This window comes from Allobosea sp. (genome assembly GCF_035944895.1).
Classification (GTDB): domain Bacteria; phylum Pseudomonadota; class Alphaproteobacteria; order Rhizobiales; family Beijerinckiaceae; genus Allobosea.
The window spans coordinates 961774-977851 of sequence record NZ_DASZAT010000005.1; the positions used below are offsets into that span (position 1 = coordinate 961774).

The following is a 16078-nucleotide window of genomic DNA, read 5'->3' on the forward strand; positions in this document are numbered from 1 at the left end:
GGTCTGCGCTTCGCTTCGCCCGAGAATGACGCGCGACGTTTACGCCGCCTCGAAGGACGAGCTCGACGCTCCCACCAGCCGGCGCGCTTCCGCCGCCGTCATCGGCTGGCCGAAGGTGTAGCCCTGCGCGTACTGGCAGCCGAGCTGGTAGAGCTCGATCGCGTCCGATTCGGTCTCGGCGCCTTCCGCGACCACATCCATCTGCAGGTCGGCCGCGAGCTGGACGATCGAGCGCAGGATCACCGGCGGCTTGCCGTTGCCCATCTGGCGCACGAAGCTCTGGTCGATCTTGATCGTGTCGAACGGGAAGCGCTGCAGATAGGACAGCGAGGAATACCCCGTTCCGAAATCGTCGAGCGACAGGCCGGCGCCGAGGTCGCGGATGCGGCTGAGCATCTGCGCCGCATATTCCGGGTTCTCCATCACCAGGCTTTCGGTGATCTCGAGCTTGAGCGTGCCCGGCAGTACGCGCCGGCGCGCCAGCACGGCCTTGACGTCCTTCAGCAGGTCGTGGCGCAGAAGCTGGCGGCTGGAGACGTTGACGCTGGCGAAGATCGGCGGCTCGACTTCGAGCGCCGCCTGCCAGGCGGCGAGCTCGCGCGCGGTGCGGTCCATCACATAGACGCCGAGATCGACGATCAGTCCGCTCTCCTCGGCGATCGCGAGGAAGTCCTGCGGCAAGAGCCGGCCCTCGCGCGGATGGTCCCAGCGCATCAGCGCCTCGAAGCCGGCAATGGTCCGGTCCTCCAGCCTGACGATCGGCTGGTACATCACCTGGATCTCGCCGCGCTCGATCGCCCGGCGCAAGTCGCTTTCGAGCGCGAGCCGGTCGTTGCGGTCGCTGCGCATCGCCGGGACGAAGACCTCGACGAGATTGCCGCCCTGGTTCTTGGCATGTGCCATGGCGAGCTCGGCATTCTTCAGCGCGTCGTCCTTGCGTGCCGTCGGCGTGCCGTCGAAGAGGGTGAGCCCGATCGAGGGCGTCAATACGATTTCACGCTCGGCGAAGGTGATCGGCGTGGAGACGGCGCGGCGGATCAGCTCGGCCAGCGCCAGGATGCGCTCGGGATCGCTCTCCGAGACGATGATCATCGCGAAGATGTCGCCGCCGATTCGCGCCAGCGTGTCCTGTGTCCGCAGCAGCCGGCCGAGCCGGCGCGCCAGCGTCAGCAGGATCGAATCGCCGGCCGAGAAGCCGACCGATTCGTTGACCTGCTTGAAGCGGTCGATATCGATGACGATGACGGTCGGGCGGATGGCGTCATCGGCGCGGCTGAAGCCGAACACGGCGGTGAGCCGGTCCTGGAAGAGCTCGCGATTGGGCAGGCCGGTCAGGTTGTCGTGCACGGCATCGTGCAGCATGCGCTCCTGGGCGGTACGCTGCTCGGTGACATCGGCGAGCGTGCCGATGACGCGGATGACCTCGCCGTCGGAGCCGATCACCGGCCGGGCCTTCAGGCTGAACCAATGATAGGCGCCGTTGGCGGCGCGCAGGCGGAAATCGAGCTGCAGCTTGCCGCGGCGCTGCTCGATCACCGCGTCGAGCGAGACCCGGTAGCGGTCGCGGTCGGCGACGTGCATGTGTTCGAGCCAGCGCGCGGCCGAGCCTTCGAGCGCGCCCTTGGACAGGCCGAGCAGGATCTCGGCCTGCGGCGAGACGAAGATCTTGTCGGCCGAGACGTCCCAGTCGAAGACGAGGTCGCCCGAGCCGGAGAGCGCGAGCGCGCGCCGTTCGGTATCGGAGACCAGCCCCTGCGCCAGCGCGCCGCCGGCGAAGGCGTGCTGCACCACGGTGAAGCCGATCAGCAGCACGATCAGCACCAGGCCGCCGATCAGGGCGGGCGGCACGAGGTCGCGGGTGACCTGGCCGATCACGGTGAAACCGGCCGCCGTCACCCAGACCAGCAGCAGGAACCAGGTCGGGATCAGCATCACCGCCCGTTCATAGCCATGGGTGGCGAGGTGCAGGATCAGCACGAAGCCGATCGTCGCGACGGCCGCGATCGAGATGCGGGCGATGCCGGCCGCCATCGGCGCATCGAACACCGCAAGTCCGACAAGCCCGGCAAGGCCGAGGATCCAGATGATGGTGATATGGCTGTAGCGCACATGCCAGCGCGACAGGTTGAGATAGGCGAAGAGGAAGACGACCAGCGTCGCCGCCAGCACCACCTCGGCGCCGGCGCGGTAGATTCGCTCGATTGCCGGCGTCAGTGGGAAGATGCGCTGGAAGAAGCCGAAATCCAGGCCCGCATAGGCCAGCACCGCCCAGGCCAGTGCCGCTGCGGCGGGGAAGATCACCGCGCCCTTGACCACGAAGATGATGGTCAGGAACAGCGCCAGCAGGCCGGCAATGCCGATGATGATGCCCTTGTAGAGCGTCAGCCCGTTGGTCTTCTGGCGATAGGCCTCCGGCTCGAACAGATAAAGCTGCGGCAGGTTCGGCGATTTCAGCTCGGCCACGAAGGTGACGGTGGTGCCGGGGTCGAGCGTGATCTGGAAGATGTCGGCGTCGGGCGCTTCCTCGCGCTCGGGCCGCAGGCCCTGGCTCGCGGTGATGGCCTCGATGCGGCGGTCGCCGAGATCGGGCCAGACCACACCCGAGCCGATCAGGCGATGGAAGGGCGCGACCAGCAGCCGGTCGATCTGCTCGTCGGAATCATTGGTCAGCGCAAAGACGATCCAGTCCGGCCTCGCTCCGGATTCGCGCGCCCGGACAGCGATGCGCCGGACGATGCCGTCGGTACCCGGCGCGGTCGAGATCTGGATGACGTCGCCATCGGCCTTGTTGCGTTCGACCACGTCGGTGAGGTCGAGCACGGGCACGTCGAGCGGCACGCGCTGAGCCTCGACGGCCAGTGCCGGTCGCAGCAGTGAAAGCAGCGCCAGCATCAGGAGGCCGAGGACGGCGATGCCGGACCGGAGGAAACGTGGTGTCGCTGACAAGATGGGCTCTGCGGGAAACTCTTCAGGCGTGACGGTCAGTGGTATCGGCGCGGAGTGGCGAGGGCAAGGCAATGCCGGCCTGTTCACAGCTTGCGATCGGTTTCGGCGGGGCGGCGCAGCTCGGAGGCGAGGATGCCGTAGAGCAGATGGTCGGCCCAGACGCCGTTGATGCGCAGATAGCCGCGCGCCTCGCCCTCGCGGGCAAAGCCGATGCGCTCCAGCAGTCGGCGCGAGGGCTCGTTATGCGGCAGGCAGGCGGCTTCGACGCGGTGAAGAGCGAGTTCGGAGAAGGCGAAGACGAGCGCGCCGCGCACCGCTTCGGTCATGTGGCCCTTGCCGGCATGGCGCTGGCCCATCCAGTAGCCGAGCGTGCAGGCCTGGGCGACGCCGCGCCTGACGAGGCCCAGCGTCAGTCCGCCGAGCAGCGTCTCCGAGCGGGCGTCGAGGACGAACAGGGAATAGGCTTCGTCGGTCGCGATCTCGCGGGCCGCGCGCTTCACCCGCAGGCGGAACGAGGCGCGGGACAGATCATCCTCGGTCCAGACCGGCTCCCAGGGGGTGAGGAAGTCGCGGCTCTCCATCCGCAGATTCGCCCAGGCCGAATAGTCGCCGGCGAGCGGGGCACGCAGGATCAGGTTCTGCGTCCTGATCAGCGGCCGCGCCGGCGGATCGGTGGCGAAGCGGAAGAGAGCCATGGCCGTCAGGCGGCTCGCGCCAGCAGCGCGCGCACGGCCGTCGCCGGAGCAAGGCCGTCGAGCGGGCCGACAGCCGCGACCGTGACCACGCCGCCGAGCAGGCCTTCACCGGCAGCCCGCACATCGGCGAGGCTGACCGCGTCCAGCCGGCGCGCCAGCTCCTCGCGCGGGATCGCCCGGCCGAAGACCAGCACCTGCCGCGCCATCTGCTCGAGCTTGCCGCCAGGGCTTTCGAGCGAGGCCAGCAGGCCGACCTTCATCTGCGCCCTTGCCCGGGCGACCTCGGCTTCGCTGACATCGCGAGCGGCCTGGCTCAGGCAGTCGAGCGCGACCTCGACCAGTTCGCCGACATCGTCCGGCGCGGTGCCGGCGCTGATGCCGAAGACGCCGCAATCGGAGAAGGGCCAGTGGAAGGCGTCGACCGCATAGGCGAGGCCGCGGCGCTCGCGCACCTCCTGGAACAGGCGCGACGACAGGCCGCCACCGAGCACGGCCGAGAAGATCTGCAGCGGATAGTGGACGCCGTTGGTGAACGGCTTGCCGGGGAAGCCGAGGACGATATGGACCTGTTCCTCGTCGCCGTCGATGCGCGCTTCGCCACCTTGATAGGCGGCCGGCATGCGCGGCGCGGGCGTGGCGGCGGGCCGTGCCGGCAGCGCTGCGAGCGCCTGTTCCGCCAGGGCGACCAATTCGTCATGGTCGACGGCGCCGGCGGCGGCCAGCACCATGTTGCCGGCGTGGTAATGCCGGCCGAGATAGGCGCGGATCGCCTCCGGCGTGAAGCTCTTCACGGTTTCCGCCGTGCCGAGGATCGGCCGGCCGAGCGGCTGCTCCGGGAAGGCTGCCTGCAGGAAGCGGTCATAGACCAGATCGTCCGGCGTATCCTGCACGGCGCCGATCTCCTGCAGGATCACGCCCTTCTCGCGCGCCAGTTCCTCCGCGCTGAGGGCGGGGGCGGTCAGGATGTCGGCGAGGATGTCGACTGCCAGCGGCAGGTCCTGGCCGAGCACGCGGGCGGTGTAGCAGGTGTATTCGACCGATGTCGCGGCATTGAGGTCGCCGCCGACACTCTCGATCTCCTCGGCGATCTGCAAGGCGGTGCGCCGCGCCGTGCCCTTGAACGCCATGTGCTCGAGCAGATGGGCGAGGCCGTGCTCGTGCGGCAGCTCGTCGCGCGCGCCGGCGCCGATCCAGATGCCGAGCGAGACGGTCGAGGCATGGGCCATGCGCTCGGAGACGATGCGCAGGCCCGACGGCAGCGTCGTCAGGCTGACGGCCGGGTCATGGCCGGCTTCGCCCGGCTTCACCGGCTTCTCGATCTTGGCCTTGAGTGTCTTGCCTGCCGTCATGCCGCGGCACTCCTGACCGCCCGGGCCCGCTCGGCGATGAAGCGTTCGAGCTTGCCTTGGTCGTTCGGCAGCAGGCTGAAGCGCTCCTTGCGCTCCATCAGGTCGGAAAGATGCGCGGGCAGGGCGGGCGTGACGCCGCTCGCCGCTGCGACGGCCGCCGGGAACTTGGCGGGATGGGCGGTGCCGAGCGCAACGACCGGCGTGGCTGGATCGGCCGCGAGCAGCTTGCGGGCGGCGGCGACGCCGATGGCGCTATGCGGGTCGAGCAGGTAGCCGGCCTCGCGCCAGGTCGTGCCGATCTCGGCCGCGATCACGGCCTCGTCCTGCGAGACTGCATCGAAATCGGCGCGGATGCGGGCGAGCGGCTCAGGCGCGATCTCGAAGCGGCCGGACTGCGCCAGCGACTGCATCAGCCGGCGCACGGCGGCGCCGTCGCGGCCATGTGCCTCGAACAGCAGCCGCTCGAAATTCGAGGAGATCTGGATGTCCATCGACGGCGAGGTCGTCGCCGCGACGCCGCGCATCTCGTAGACGCCGGTCTCCAGCGTGCGGGCGAGGATGTCGTTGCTGTTGGTGCCGACCATCAGGCGGCCGATCGGCAGCCCCATCTGCTTGGCGATCCAGCCGGCGAGGATGTCGCCGAAATTGCCGGTCGGGACCGCGAAGGAGACCGGCCGGTGCGGCGAGCCGAGCGCGACCGCCGCGGTGAAGTAGTAGACGACCTGCGCCGCGATCCTTGCCCAGTTGATCGAGTTGACGCCGGAGAGGCGCAATTCGTCGCGGAAGGCGTGGTGGTTGAACAGCGCCTTCACCAGGTTCTGGCAGTCGTCGAAGGTGCCCTCGACCGCGATGGCATGGACGTTGTCAGCCTCGACCGTGGTCATCTGCCGGCGCTGCACGTCGGAGACGCGGCCATGCGGGTAGAGGATGAAGACGTCGACGCGTTCCAGCCCCTTGAAGGCGTCGATGGCGGCGCCGCCGGTGTCGCCCGAGGTCGCACCGACGATGGTGGCGCGCTCGCCGCGCTGGGCCAGGACATGGTCCATCAGCCGGCCGAGCAGCTGCATCGCCACGTCCTTGAAGGCGAGCGTCGGACCGTGGAAGAGCTCGAGCGAGAACAGGTTGTCGCCGAGCTGGACGAGCGGGCAGACGGCCGGATGGCGGAAGGTGCCATAGGCCTCGCCGATCATGGCCTTCAGCGCATCAGCGGCGATGTCGCCATCGGCCAGCGCACCGAGGACGCGCTCGGCGACTTGGGCATAGGGTTTGCCGGCGAAGCCGGCGATCTCCTGCGCACTGAAGCGCGGCAGGGCCTGCGGCAGATAGAGGCCGCCGTCACGGGCGAGTCCGGCGAGCAGTGCATCGGCAAAGGAGAGCGACGGCGCTTCGCCGCGGGTCGAAATATGCAGCACGGTGATGATCTCTGATGTCGTGCTGATCCTATAGGCCCGTTGGCGGGGGAGGGCAAAGTCCGGCTGCGCAAACCTGCCTTGCCTTGCAGGTTTCCTCGATGCTCGGGCGCAAATCGGTGCGCCTCAGCTTTCCGGATCAGATCTCTTGCGCGCCTGCCAGGCATAGGCCGCAAACACGCCGATCAGCGTCAGTGCGAGCCCCCACCAGGTCAGGGCATATTGCAGATGGTTGTCCGGGATGCGGGCGATCAGTTCCTTGGCGTCGACGCCGGCCGGCGGCGTCAACCCGTCACCCTGGCGCTCGGCCTCGAGATAGAAGGGAGCGGCTGCCCCGATGCCCAGTGCTGCGGCGATGCCGGCGGGATCGCGCGTATAGAACTCGCGCTGCTGTGGCAGATCGGCCGGGGTGAAGCTGTTGCGGGCCTCCGGCGCGCGCAGGAAGCCTGTCACCGTCGCCTGACCAGAGGCTGGCGTGATCGCCGCGAAGCGGCTTTCCGGCACGAAGCCGCGATTGACCAGGATCGTCGCGCCGTCCGCCAGCCGAAGTCCCTGGAAGACCCAGCGGCCGAAGCCGGAGAGCTGGCGCGAGCCGGGCGGTCCGGCGGCGATGGTGGTGCGCACACCGGCGATGCCGTCGAGATAGGTTCCGGTGGCGGTCGACCGCGTCAGGTCCAACGCTGCCGGATCGAGCTTTTGCCAGTCGCCAGCTGGCGGTAGTGGCGCAGCAGGGCCCTGCGCCTGCGTTTCCAGCCGCGTGATGAAGGCGCGCTTCTCGTCCATGCGATGCCATTGCCAGGCGCCGAGTGTGAAGAGCACGCCGACACCGATGACGGTCAGCACGGCCGGCAGCAGGAGGTTCGGCCGGGAGACAGGGGAAGGCTGTCCGCTCACTTCTTCAACCTGCCTTCCTCGGCCTTGTGGGCATATTGCAAGGCGACGGCGAGCCCCTTCATCGGCCTGAGCAGCCCGAGGCAGGTGATCAGCGCCAGCGGCAGCCAGAGCAGGAGATGCAGCCAGATCGGCGGGGTGTAGGCGATCTCGACATAGAGCGCGAGGCCGAGCACGAAGAAGCCGGCGATCAGCATGATGAACACCGCCGGCCCGTCGGCCGAATCGGCGAAGGCGAAGTCCAGCCCGCAGGCGGCGCAGCGCGGCTTCAGCTTGAGATAGCCGTCGAACAGCTTGCCCTCGCCGCAGCGCGGGCAGCGGCCGGTCAAGCCCGTCGAATAGGGCGAGGGCGGGGTGATCTGCGGCTGCGCCATGGCGGGCTCCTCAAATGGAAAGGGCGGCCTCGCGGCCGCCCCTTTGAAGGTTCGCGGCCGCTTCCGGCCTGAAACTCAGTGTGCTGCCGGCGCTCCGGCGCCCCAGACATAGATCGAGGCGAAGAGGAACAGCCAGACCACGTCGACGAAGTGCCAGTACCAGGCGGCGAACTCGAAGCCGAGATGCTGGTCCGGCTTGAAGTGGCCGAGATAGACGCGCCACAGGCAGATCGCCAGGAAGATCGTGCCGATGATGACGTGGAAGCCGTGGAAGCCGGTCGCCATGAAGAACGTCGCGCCGTAGATGTTGCCTTTGAAGGCGAACGCGGCGTGCGAGTACTCGTAGGCCTGGCACAGCGTGAACAGGATGCCGAGGATCACGGTGAGCCACAGGGCCTGCTTCAGGCTCTTCCGGTCGCCCTGGATCAGCGCGTAATGCGCCCAGGTCACGGTCGTGCCGGAGGTCAGCAGGATCAGCGTGTTGAGCAGCGGCAGGTGCCAGGGGTCGAAGGTCTCGATGCCCTTCGGCGGCCAGTGCCCGCCGGTGAATTCGGCGCGGGCGAACTGGATGTGCTCGCCGGTGAACAGGCTCGCATCGAAATAAGCCCAGAACCAGGCGACGAAGAACATCACCTCGGAGGCGATGAACATCATCATGCCGTAGCGATGGTGCAGCTGCACCACGCGGGTGTGATGCCCCTCGCGCTCGGCTTCACGGGTCACGTCCATCCACCAGGCGAGCATGGTGTAGAGCACGCCGAGCAGGCCGACGCCGAAGACCAGCGGGCCGACGGTCATGCCGGCGATCGGCAGCGCCTTCATCCACATCACCGCGCCGATGGCCATGATGGTCGCGCTGGCGGCGCCGACGATCGGCCACGGGCTCGGATCGACGAGGTGGTAGTCGTGGTTCTTGGTATGAGCCCCGGCCATCGTGCTTAAGTCTCCGCGTCCGTATCAAGTGCAGCGCTTCTCGCGCAGCTTTATAGTTTCGATTGGTTGCCGTCACCCTTGCTTTCCGCCACCGGCTGCCCGTTCTTCGACGGGAAGTAGGTGTAGGACAGGGTGATCGATTTCAGGCTGGCGAGCTCGCGGTTCAACTCGATCTCGGGATCGATGTAGAACACCACGGGCGCTTCCAGGGTCTCGCCGGGCTGCAGCGTCGTCTCGGTGAAGCAGAAGCACTGGATCTTGACGAAATAGGCGCCCGACTGGTTCGGCTGGACGTTGTAGGTCGCGATCCCGGTCATCGGCCGCGAGGACGTGTTGGTGATCTTGTAGAACACCGTCTGCGTCACGCCGACCTGCGCCCTGATCTCCGTCTTCTCCGCCTCGAAGCGCCAGCCCAGCGCTGGAGCGACATTGGCGTCGAACGAGACCTGGACGATCCGCTCGCTGGTCTTGCCGGTGGCCGCGGTGCCGACCATCGGCGTACCGGCGAAGCCCGTGACCTTGCAGAACAGGTTGTAGAGCGGCACGGCGGCGAAGGAGAGCCCGGTCATGGCGAGCACGGCGGCGCTGCAGGCGAGGACGGTGCGACGGTTGCGGGAAGCAGCGCTCATCGCGTCACAGCGGCCGGTTGAGAATCGCCGGCCCGGTCTTGGCCAGCGTCACGATGAAGAAGAAGACCACCAGGCCGCCGAGGACGAGCGCGAGCGCGATCGAGCGGCGATTGCGCCTGGCCATGTCCTCCGGCGAGAACGCCGCCGGGGGCTGTTTGCGGTTCTGCGGGTCCTGGCTCATCCCAGCACCTTGGGCAGGGCCCACATCAGGCCGAGGCCATTCTCTGCCAGCAGCACGGCGAAGAGCAGGAAGAGATAGAGGATCGAGAAGCCGAACAGGGCATAGGCCGCCTTGTTGGCCGCCTCGCCTTCGGTGACCTTCAGCACGCGCAGCGACAGGCCGATCATGGCGAGGCCGGTGACGACCGAGACGACCAGGTAGATGAGGCCGCCGAAGCCCATCAGGGCCGGCAGCACCGCGACCGGAGCCAGCACCAGCGTATAGGCGACGATCTGGCGACGAGTCGCGGCCGGGCCGGCGACGTTCGGCAGCATCGGGATGCCGGCGCGGGCGTAGTCGCCGGATTTCACCAGAGCGAGCGCCCAGAAATGCGGCGGCGTCCACAGGAAGATGATGGCGAACAGGACGATCGAGGTCAGGCCGAAATCGCCGGTGACCACGGCTTCGCCGATCATCGGCGGGAAGGCGCCGGCAGCGCCGCCGATGACGATGTTCTGCGGCGTCGCCCGCTTCAGCCACATCGAGTAGACGACGGCGTAGAAGAAGATCGTGAAGGCCAGCATCGCCGCCGAGAGCAGGTTGGCGATGAGGCCGAGCACCAGCACGGAGCCGATCGAGAGCGTCAGGCCGAAGGCGAGGGCCTCGGAGGGCAGGATGCGGCCGGCGGGGATCGGCCGGTTGGCGGTGCGCGCCATCACCGCGTCGATGTCGGCGTCCCACCACATGTTGAGGCAGCCCGAGGCGCCGGCGCCAACCGAGATCGCCAGCAGCGCGGCGAAGCCGATGACCGGATTGACCGCTCCCGGCGCTGCGACCATGCCGCCGAGCGCCGTCACGATCACGAGGAACATCACCCGCGGCTTGAGCAGCGCGAAGAAGTCCTGCGCCTCGCCGGGGGAACTCAGCGAGACGCCGTCGTCAGCCTGGGTGATCTGATCGAAGGCAGCAGACATCGAAACTCGTTCACTTCAACGTTCGAAGACACCTCAATCGGGTGTCGCTTGCGGGATTCGCCCGTCTCCGGAACGCCTTGGATCAGGCGCTCGGGGGAGGGGCGGCGGCGGGCTTTTGGCCCGCCGCCGGTGTGTTCAGTGGTCCGAGCCGGTGATGCGCGGCAGCGTCTCGAACTGGTGGAAGGGCGGCGGCGAGGACAGGGTCCATTCCAGCGTGGTCGCGCCTTCGCCCCACGGATTGTTGCCGGCGAGTTCCTTCCGGGTGAAGGCGACGACGATGCCGTAGAGCCACACCAGCAGGCCGGCCGCGAAGATGTACGAACCGATCGACGACCAGAAATGCCAGTGGGCGAAGGCGTCGGGATAGTCGACATAGTGCCGCGGCATGCCGGACAGGCCGAGGAAGTGCTGCGGGAAGAACAGCAGGTTCGCGCCGATGAAGGCGACCCAGAAGTGCAGGCGGCCGATCCAGTCCGGGATGATGTAGCCGCTCATCTTCGGGAACCAGTAGTAGAAGCCCGCGAAGATGCCGAACACCGCGCCGAGCGACAGCACGTAGTGGAAGTGCGCCACCACGTAGTAGGTCGCGTGCAGCGAGCGGTCGAGGCCGGCATTGGCCAGCACCACGCCGGTGACGCCGCCGACGGTGAACAGGAAGATGAAGCCGATCGCCCAGACCATCGGCGCGGTGAAGCGGAGCGAGCCGCCCCACATCGTCGCGATCCAGGAGAAGATCTTCACGCCCGTCGGAACCGCGATCACCATCGTCGCGAAGACGAAATAGCGCTGCGTGTTGAGCGACAGGCCGACCGTGTACATGTGGTGGGCCCAGACGATGAAGCCGACCACGCCGATCGCGACCATGGCGTAGGCCATGCCGAGATAGCCGAAGATCGGCTTCTTCGAGAAGGTCGAGATGATGTGGCTGACGATGCCGAAGGCCGGCAGGATCATGATGTACACTTCGGGGTGGCCGAAGAACCAGAACAGGTGCTGGTAGAGCACCGGGTCACCGCCGCCGGCCGGGTCATAGAAGGTCGTGCCGAAGTTGCGGTCGGTCAGCAGCATGGTGATCGCGCCGGCGAGGACCGGGAGCGCCAGCAGCAGCAGGAAGGCGGTGACCAGCACGCCCCAGGCGAACAGCGGCATCTTGTGCATGGTCATACCAGGCGCGCGCATGTTCAGGATGGTCGTGATGAAGTTGATCGCACCCAGGATCGAGGCCGCACCGGCAACGTGCAGCGACAGGATGCCGAAATCGACCGACGGGCCGGGATGGCCTGTCGAGGAGAACGGCGGATAGATCGTCCAGCCGGTGCCGACGCCGTGCGCGCCGGGGGCGCCTTCGACGAACATCGAGATCAGCAGCAGGATCAGACCCGCGACCGTCAGCCAGAACGAGATGTTGTTCATGCGCGGGAAGGCCATGTCCGGCGCGCCGATCATCAGCGGCACGAACCAGTTGCCGAAGCCGCCGATGACGGCGGGCATGACCATGAAGAAGATCATGATCAGGCCGTGACCGGTGACGAAGACGTTGTAGCTCTGGCCGTTGGCGAAGATCTGCAGGCCCGGCTGCTGCAGCTCGATGCGCATCATGATCGACAGGAAGCCGCCGATCAGGCCTGCGATGATCGAGAAGATCAGATAGAGCGTGCCGATGTCTTTATGGTTGGTCGAGAGCAGCCAGCGGCGCCAGCCCGTCGGGGTGTGGTGCTCGTGGGCGTGGGCGTCGTCATGCCCGTGGGCGTGGGGAGCCGCGGTAGCCATGGAATTCGTCTCCTCCTGCGAATGCGGTTCGCGTGAGTTCTTTCAAGATGTCGGGTTCAGCGGGCCGCTTCGGCGACCTTGCTGGTGGCGTCGGCGGCATTGGCGAACTTCTGCTTCGCTTCCGCGAGCCAGGCCGTGTAGCGCTCCTGGCTGACGACGCGGATGGCGATCGGCATGAAGGCGTGGTTCTGGCCGCAGATGAACGAGCACTGGCCGTAGAAGATGCCTTCGCGATCGGCCTTGAACCAGGTTTCGTTCAGGCGGCCGGGGATGGCGTCGATCTTCACGCCGAAGGCCGGCAGCGCGAACTTGTGGATGACGTCGGCGCCGGTGATCTGCAGGCGGACGATCTTGCCGACCGGCACGACCGCCTCGTTGTCGACTGCGAGCAGGCGCGGCGCCTCGGCCTCGGCGATCTTCTTCGACGAGATCGCCTCGGCGCGCTGCTTCTCGTCGAGCATCAGCGAATCGAAGCCGAAGCTGCCGCCTTCCTGCGGGTACTCATAGGACCAGTACCACTGCTTGCCGGTGACCTTCACGGTCATGTCGGCCTGCGGAATTTCGAGCTGCAGCTTGAGCAGGCGGAACGAGGGAATGGCGATCACGACCAGGATCAGGACCGGGACGATCGTCCAGGCGACCTCGAGCAAGGCGTGGTGCGTCGTCTTCGAGGCGACCGGGTTGCGCTTCTCGTTGAAGCGCCAGGCGACATAGATCAGCAGCCCCAGCACGAAGAGCGTGATGATGAAGATCAGGACGTTCACCCAGTCATGGAACCAGTGGATGAACGTCATGACCTCGGAATTGGCCGGCTGGAGATTGATCTCCCAAGGCTGCGGCATGCCGTTCTGGGCCGATGCGACGGCCGGCGAAAACGCTACCAGGGCAGCAGCAAGGGCCGCCAGCGCGTTCCTGAGAGGAGTGGTCACAAATCGCATCGGTCCGACATAGCTCCTTTGATGCCGCGCGATCCGCCTTCGTCAGCTTAAGACAGGCGCGCGCCGGGGAGGTCACGTCTGACCGGCCCGGTTCTTCGGCATTGCGATAAATCAAAGATCACGCTTGCGCCAGTGGGGCAATGACAGGCTGTGACGCAGCCCGTGCGGCATAAGTACGCGACGAGCGCATGGGCGCCGGGCGGCCGATCTGCGCCGTTTGCAGGGAGTCTGCCGCGAGTCTGCCGCGCGGACGCGCGTGATCCTTCGCCTTGACAGGAATCGGGACGCATGGTCGGAACGCATTCTCGCGTGGCGGGGGCGCCGTTTACGTGTGGGTGTGCGCACATTCCCACACTTGTAAGGAGAGGATGACAGGGATGCGCTCATTGATCGGTCCCGTGGCCGCGGCGCTTGCCGTCATCGGCTGCGGCTGGCTCTCGGCCACGCCAGCCCATGCGCAAGGCGCGGTACGTTCCACCCATGGCGATTGGCAGATGCGCTGCGAGACGCCGCCGGGTGCCAAGGCCGAGCAATGCGCGCTCGTGCAGAACGTCGCCGCCGAGGACCGGCCGAATCTGACGCTGCTCGTCATCGTGCTGAAGACGGCCGACCAGAAGAGCCGCCTGCTGCGCGTTGTCGCCCCGCTCGGCGTGCTGCTCCCCTCCGGCCTCGGCCTCAAGATCGACGACAAGGATATCGGCCGCGCCGGCTTCGTGCGCTGCCTGACCACGGGCTGCGTCGCCGAGGTGGTGATGGACGATACGCTGCTCGGCCAGCTCAAGACTGGTAAGAGCGCCACATTCATCGTGTTTCAGACGCCGGAGGAGGGGGTCGGAATTCCGGTTTCGCTCAACGGATTCGGCCCTGGTGTGGAGGCTTTGCCGTGATTGATCGCTTTGCTGGCCGCTTCGGCCGGTTCGCTCTGCCTGCCGCTCTGGCGCTGGCGCTCGCCGGCTGCGGTTCCTCCGGCTCGTCGGGCACGGGTGAGCCCAGCGCCACGCAGAAGCTCGGCAATATCCTGATGTTCCAGTCGACCACGCCGCCGCCGGTCGATCAGCTGCCCCAGGACGACGAGGCGAACTTCATCTGCCCGCAGGTGATCATCTCCGATGGCGGCGCGGCGATCCGCGCCCAGTCGGGTCAGGACAGCGGCAGCCTGCGCAGCCAGGTCTCGATCAACACCGTCGCGCGCGAATGCACGCCGACCGGCAAGGACGGCGCCTTCACCCTCAAGGTCGGTGTCGAAGGGCGTATCCTGATCGGGCCCGCCGGCAGCCCCGGCAACTATGGCGCGACGCTGTACACGCAGGTGATGCGCAACAATCAGGTGATCGCGCGCCGCGCGTCCCGCGTCGGCGGTGCCATCCCCAGCGGCCAGACCGGCGCCGACTTCTCGCATGTCGAGAGCAACATCTCGGTTCCCGCAGGGGCCGGCGAGGTCGAGATCGTCGTCGGCCTTAATCCGGGTGGCGGCGGCGAGCCGGCGCGGCGTCGACGCAGGTAAGCGGCATACTGCCGTAAATTCACGCGGGTGGGCCGATTGACTCGGCTCCCCGCTCGTCTATTGCTGGCTCAGCCGCATCATCCCCGCGGGAGAGACCGGGGCCGGACTTGTCCGGACCCGGCGCCGAAGGCGCAACCGCCCCGGAAACGCTCAGGCAAACGGACCGCGTGGGAATTGGCGCTCTGGAAAGCGGCGGGCTTTTGAAGCTCGCCCACCGACGGGGGTAACCCGCCTCAGGCTTCGGCCCGGCGGGGAAATCTCTCAGGTCCCGAGACAGAGGGGGCGCGCTCCGGACGAATCCGTCCGGGGCTCGCGCTCGATTCTGTTGAGGGGATGCCATGGCTGCCGAAGCCGAGACTGCAAGCACCGAGCCGCTGCTCAAGACGCCGCTGCACGCCCGCCACGTCACGCTCGGCGCGCGCATGGTGCCGTTCGCCGGCTATGACATGCCGGTGCAGTATCCCGCCGGGATCATGGCCGAGCACAACTGGACGCGCGAGAGCGCCGGTCTGTTCGATGTCTCGCATATGGGCCAGGCCTTTCTCGTCGGTCCCGACCACGAGACCACGGCCCGCGCCCTCGAAGCGCTGATCCCGGCCGACATCGTCAACCTGCCGCCGGGCAAGCAGCGCTATTCGCAGCTGCTGAACGAGGAGGGCGGCATCCTCGACGATCTGATGGTGACGCGCTCGGCCGATCCGGATGAGGACGGGGCGCTGCTGCTCGTCGTCAACGCCGCCTGCAAGACTGAGGACTACGCCCATATCGAGGCACGGCTGCCGGCCAATGTGAAGCTGGTCAAGGCCGAGCATCGCGGCCTGATCGCCCTGCAGGGGCCGAAGGCGGAGGAGGCGCTGGCTGCGCTCAATCCCGAGGCCGCCGAGATGGGCTTCATGACCTTGCGCACGCTGAAGCTCGGCGGCGTCAAGGCCAATGTCAGCCGCTCCGGCTATACCGGCGAGGACGGCTACGAGATCTCCGCCGCGGCCGACCGCATCGGCGAGATCTGGGATGCGCTCCTGCTCGACGCACGTGTCAAGCCGATCGGGCTTGGCGCCCGCGATTCGCTGCGTCTCGAAGCGGGCCTGTGCCTCTACGGCCATGACATCGACACCACGACCTCGCCGGTCGAGGCGGCGCTCAATTGGTCGATCCAGAAGCGTCGGCGCGAGGAGGGCGGCTTTCCGGGCGCGGCCCGCATCCAGCGCGAATTCGCCGAGAAGCCGGCCCGCATCCGCGTCGGCCTGCTGCCGGAAGGCCGGGCTCCGGCGCGCGAGGGCGCCGATATCGCGACGGCCGACGGCACCATCGTCGGCAAGGTCACCTCGGGTGGCTTCGGCCCGACGCTGAACGGTCCCTGCGCCATGGGCTATGTCGCCAGGGAGCATTCGGCTCCCGGCACGAAGCTCGACCTGATCGTGCGCGGCAAGCCGCTGCCTGCGACCGTCGCCGCGATGCCTTTCGTCCCTAACCGCTACAAGCGCTGAGCTTTACCCATTTTGCCGG

The 16078-nt window shown here is 67.4% G+C and carries 15 protein-coding genes and 2 riboswitches; of the genes, 3 read left to right on the forward strand and 12 right to left on the reverse strand.

What is annotated here, in order from left to right:
* Positions 1-39 precede the first annotated feature (39 nt).
* The 12 genes from VGV58_RS06835 to coxB form a co-directional block, all read right to left on the reverse strand.
* Positions 40-2892 carry an EAL domain-containing protein gene (locus tag VGV58_RS06835; protein ID WP_326873582.1) on the reverse strand — a complete coding sequence of 951 codons (2853 nt, stop codon included), beginning with the start codon at positions 2890-2892 and terminating at the stop codon, positions 40-42.
* A 137-nt stretch (positions 2893-3029) separates the two neighbouring features.
* Positions 3030-3641: a GNAT family N-acetyltransferase gene (locus VGV58_RS06840; RefSeq protein WP_326873218.1), complete on the reverse strand. Its 612-nt coding sequence runs from the start codon at positions 3639-3641 to the stop codon at positions 3030-3032.
* Positions 3642-3646: 5 nt separating this feature from the next.
* Positions 3647-4990, reverse strand: coding sequence for a M16 family metallopeptidase (locus VGV58_RS06845; protein WP_326873219.1), 1344 nt, complete (start codon positions 4988-4990; stop codon positions 3647-3649).
* Positions 4987-6402: a threonine synthase gene (gene thrC, locus VGV58_RS06850; protein WP_326873220.1), complete on the reverse strand. Its 1416-nt coding sequence runs from the start codon at positions 6400-6402 to the stop codon at positions 4987-4989. The genes VGV58_RS06845 and thrC overlap by 4 nt, the downstream gene beginning before the upstream one ends.
* A 123-nt stretch (positions 6403-6525) precedes the next feature.
* Entirely contained in the window at positions 6526-7293 is a 768-nt protein-coding gene (locus VGV58_RS06855; protein ID WP_326873221.1) for an SURF1 family protein, read from the reverse strand.
* The gene (locus VGV58_RS06860) at positions 7290-7664 is read right to left on the reverse strand and encodes a DUF983 domain-containing protein (RefSeq protein WP_326873222.1); all 375 of its coding nucleotides are present in this window, start codon (positions 7662-7664) and stop codon (positions 7290-7292) included. The genes VGV58_RS06855 and VGV58_RS06860 overlap by 4 nt, the downstream gene beginning before the upstream one ends.
* A gap of 75 nt (positions 7665-7739) precedes the next feature.
* Positions 7740-8597, reverse strand: coding sequence for a cytochrome c oxidase subunit 3 (locus VGV58_RS06865; RefSeq protein ID WP_326873223.1), 858 nt, complete (start codon positions 8595-8597; stop codon positions 7740-7742).
* A 50-nt stretch (positions 8598-8647) separates the two neighbouring features.
* Positions 8648-9226, reverse strand: a complete 579-nt coding sequence (locus tag VGV58_RS06870; protein ID WP_326873224.1) for a cytochrome c oxidase assembly protein — start codon at positions 9224-9226, stop codon at positions 8648-8650.
* Positions 9227-9230: 4 nt separating this feature from the next.
* Entirely contained in the window at positions 9231-9407 is a 177-nt protein-coding gene (locus VGV58_RS06875) for a hypothetical protein (RefSeq protein WP_326873225.1), read from the reverse strand.
* The gene (locus VGV58_RS06880) at positions 9404-10360 is read right to left on the reverse strand and encodes a heme o synthase (RefSeq protein ID WP_326873226.1); all 957 of its coding nucleotides are present in this window, start codon (positions 10358-10360) and stop codon (positions 9404-9406) included. Before VGV58_RS06880 ends, VGV58_RS06875 begins: the two co-directional genes overlap by 4 nt.
* A 135-nt stretch (positions 10361-10495) precedes the next feature.
* Positions 10496-12130, reverse strand: a complete 1635-nt coding sequence (gene ctaD, locus VGV58_RS06885; RefSeq protein ID WP_326873227.1) for a cytochrome c oxidase subunit I — start codon at positions 12128-12130, stop codon at positions 10496-10498.
* 56 nt (positions 12131-12186) lie between these two features.
* Entirely contained in the window at positions 12187-13068 is an 882-nt protein-coding gene (gene coxB, locus VGV58_RS06890; RefSeq protein ID WP_414643888.1) for a cytochrome c oxidase subunit II, read from the reverse strand.
* A gap of 368 nt (positions 13069-13436) precedes the next feature.
* Here coxB and VGV58_RS06895 point away from each other — a divergent pair, with 368 nt between their 5' ends.
* The 3 genes from VGV58_RS06895 to gcvT all read left to right on the forward strand — a co-directional run bounded on the left by VGV58_RS06895 (position 13437) and on the right by gcvT (position 16059).
* A complete protein-coding gene (locus tag VGV58_RS06895) occupies positions 13437-13955 on the forward strand; it encodes an invasion associated locus B family protein (RefSeq protein ID WP_152016886.1) in 519 nt (172 codons plus the stop codon).
* Positions 13952-14572 carry a hypothetical protein gene (locus VGV58_RS06900; protein WP_326873228.1) on the forward strand — a complete coding sequence of 207 codons (621 nt, stop codon included), beginning with the start codon at positions 13952-13954 and terminating at the stop codon, positions 14570-14572. Before VGV58_RS06895 ends, VGV58_RS06900 begins: the two co-directional genes overlap by 4 nt.
* A 76-nt stretch (positions 14573-14648) precedes the next feature.
* A riboswitch (glycine riboswitch) is annotated at positions 14649-14748 on the forward strand.
* 4 nt (positions 14749-14752) lie between these two features.
* A riboswitch (glycine riboswitch) is annotated at positions 14753-14851 on the forward strand.
* A gap of 59 nt (positions 14852-14910) precedes the next feature.
* Entirely contained in the window at positions 14911-16059 is a 1149-nt protein-coding gene (gene gcvT, locus VGV58_RS06905; protein WP_326873229.1) for a glycine cleavage system aminomethyltransferase GcvT, read from the forward strand.
* Positions 16060-16078 lie beyond the last annotated feature (19 nt).

Excerpts from the sequence above, each read along its gene's own strand:
- VGV58_RS06835 (WP_326873582.1), bottom strand. The coding sequence starts at position 2,892 with ATGCTGGCGCTGCTTTCACTGCTGCGACCGGCACTGGCCGTCGAGGCT.
- VGV58_RS06840 (WP_326873218.1), bottom strand. The coding sequence starts at position 3,641 with ATGGCTCTCTTCCGCTTCGCCACCGATCCGCCGGCGCGGCCGCTGATC.
- VGV58_RS06845 (WP_326873219.1), bottom strand. The coding sequence starts at position 4,990 with ATGACGGCAGGCAAGACACTCAAGGCCAAGATCGAGAAGCCGGTGAAG.
- VGV58_RS06860 (WP_326873222.1), bottom strand. The coding sequence starts at position 7,664 with ATGGCGCAGCCGCAGATCACCCCGCCCTCGCCCTATTCGACGGGCTTG.
- VGV58_RS06865 (WP_326873223.1), bottom strand. The coding sequence starts at position 8,597 with ATGGCCGGGGCTCATACCAAGAACCACGACTACCACCTCGTCGATCCG.
- VGV58_RS06870 (WP_326873224.1), bottom strand. The coding sequence starts at position 9,226 with ATGAGCGCTGCTTCCCGCAACCGTCGCACCGTCCTCGCCTGCAGCGCC.
- VGV58_RS06875 (WP_326873225.1), bottom strand. The coding sequence starts at position 9,407 with ATGAGCCAGGACCCGCAGAACCGCAAACAGCCCCCGGCGGCGTTCTCG.
- VGV58_RS06880 (WP_326873226.1), bottom strand. The coding sequence starts at position 10,360 with ATGTCTGCTGCCTTCGATCAGATCACCCAGGCTGACGACGGCGTCTCG.
- ctaD (WP_326873227.1), bottom strand. The coding sequence starts at position 12,130 with ATGGCTACCGCGGCTCCCCACGCCCACGGGCATGACGACGCCCACGCC.
- coxB (WP_414643888.1), bottom strand. The coding sequence starts at position 13,068 with ATGCGATTTGTGACCACTCCTCTCAGGAACGCGCTGGCGGCCCTTGCT.
- VGV58_RS06895 (WP_152016886.1), top strand. The coding sequence starts at position 13,437 with ATGACAGGGATGCGCTCATTGATCGGTCCCGTGGCCGCGGCGCTTGCC.
- gcvT (WP_326873229.1), top strand. The coding sequence starts at position 14,911 with ATGGCTGCCGAAGCCGAGACTGCAAGCACCGAGCCGCTGCTCAAGACG.